Here is a 1,663-nt window from a genome sequence, read left to right as displayed (position 1 = left end):
TCAACAACCTGAACATGAATGTGAGAAGAGTCGCTGAAAACTTTTTCCAGTTTTCAGCGCTCAAATTCCACCTTTGCACGGGGGGTGAAGCAGAGGTGAGGGATAGGGAAATCCCCACTGACTGTAACTCAGGAGACACACAATGATTATTTCACAATTAAACTACTTAGAAACTGCCAACGAAGAAGTACTTGGTGGCGGTGGTGTTAAATTCGACAGCTACTTCAAAAAGGATGTGTATGTCACAGAAAAGTTTAACACTGTAGTCAAAAACGACATATATTCCCAAGTTCACATCTATGGCAACGCGGCTGAAGCTCAAGCGATAGCTAATGCTTATGGCAAAAATACCAAAACAATCACCGACACTAGTGCTCAAGCTACTGACTACAGTTCTGAGTCCTTCAGCAAATCAATTGCTGTTGTTTACTAATTCCAATTTGATTGAGCCCAGATTGGGGATCTGAGTGGCTTGGTCAAGTTTTCCCCTGCTCAATACCCATCAGGAGCTGAAAACTTGGCAACAAGCTGAAAATGAATGTGATCAAAGTCGCTGAAAACTGGAAAAAATTTTCAGCGCTCAAATTAATTCTGATGTATAGCCAAAGGCAGAAGATTGATTATTGCTATTCGGTGGTTTGAGCGTTTGAATATGTCCTAACCTTTGTGGCTACCCCTATCAAGAAAAAACGTAATATCATCAGGGTTTCAAGTTTTTTAGAAAGTATATAATTTCTCTGGAGTTGCTCTTAGTTAACAATTTTGAGCCACACCAGAGCAGAAGGTAATACCCGGAGCGATCACAAACAGAGCGATCGCTAAATACGGAAGTCTTGTCAGAGCTGAGTTTTCGAGGTAGAAATGCCTAGTCCCGAAAACAACAGTGTGTTAATCTGTCACGACTCAAAATTATCATTGATTAGAGCTTTGTCAAAATTATCAATCAATCACATTTTGAGACTAGAAAAATCATGATTTTTCTCACAAAACTTCAAGTCAATAAAATCATCAAATCTGCGATAATTTTGTCATAATCCAACCTGAAAAATGACTAATTATATCTAATCATATGATTTCAGGTTATCCCCAAAAATTAAGCCTTGGTTGAGTTAAAGAAAAATAAATAATTGCTCAACTGAAAACTCGTCATGGAGTCATCAAAGAAGAATCGTAAAAAAATTTTTTTCTGGTATTTAATGGTTAAAATATGACGCATTTTAACCTTTTTGCTAGGCTAAAAACTTAGGGCTTATTTACTTTTTGATTTGTACTAAATCCTGGTAATACTATCATAATTGCTTAATTCTCTTCAAGAATTAAGCAGCTTTTGATGGCGAAAAGCCTAGATAAAAATTAGTCTATTTTTTTTAAATACATCTGCCAAATTGGCAACCATTCCCGAATTATTTTGCTTATATTAAAAATGTCAAACCAAACCAAACTGTTTGAAAAAAAATAAGGCAACACACAATGATTATTTCTGAATTAAACTACTTAGAAACTGCCAACGAAGAAGTACTCGGTGGCGGTGGTGTGAAATTCGACAGCTACTTCAAAAAAGATGTATATGTCAAAGAATACTTTAACACTGTAGTCAAAAACGACATATATTCCCAAGTTCACATCTATGGCAACGCGGCTGAAGCTCAAGCGATAGCTGATG

2 protein-coding genes are annotated in these 1,663 nt (G+C 36.5%); both read left to right on the top strand.

Annotation, left to right across the window (positions count from 1 at the left end; translation table 11 throughout):
• The first annotated feature begins 142 nt into the window (after nt 1-142).
• On the top strand, nt 143-433 hold the full coding sequence (locus tag F6K22_RS40325; RefSeq protein ID WP_293110717.1) for a hypothetical protein: 291 nt from the start codon (nt 143-145) through the stop codon (nt 431-433).
• A 1,037-nt stretch (nt 434-1,470) separates the two neighbouring features.
• Nucleotides 1,471-1,663: hypothetical protein (locus tag F6K22_RS40320; protein WP_293110716.1), on the top strand; the 193-nt coding region annotated here is incomplete at its 3' end.

It is taken from the genome of Okeania sp. SIO2F4, from assembly GCF_010672385.1.
Taxonomy (GTDB): Bacteria; Cyanobacteriota; Cyanobacteriia; order Cyanobacteriales; family Microcoleaceae; genus Trichodesmium.
Note: the sequence above shows the minus strand (reverse complement) of the source record. Positions and strands in the feature narration are given on the sequence as shown.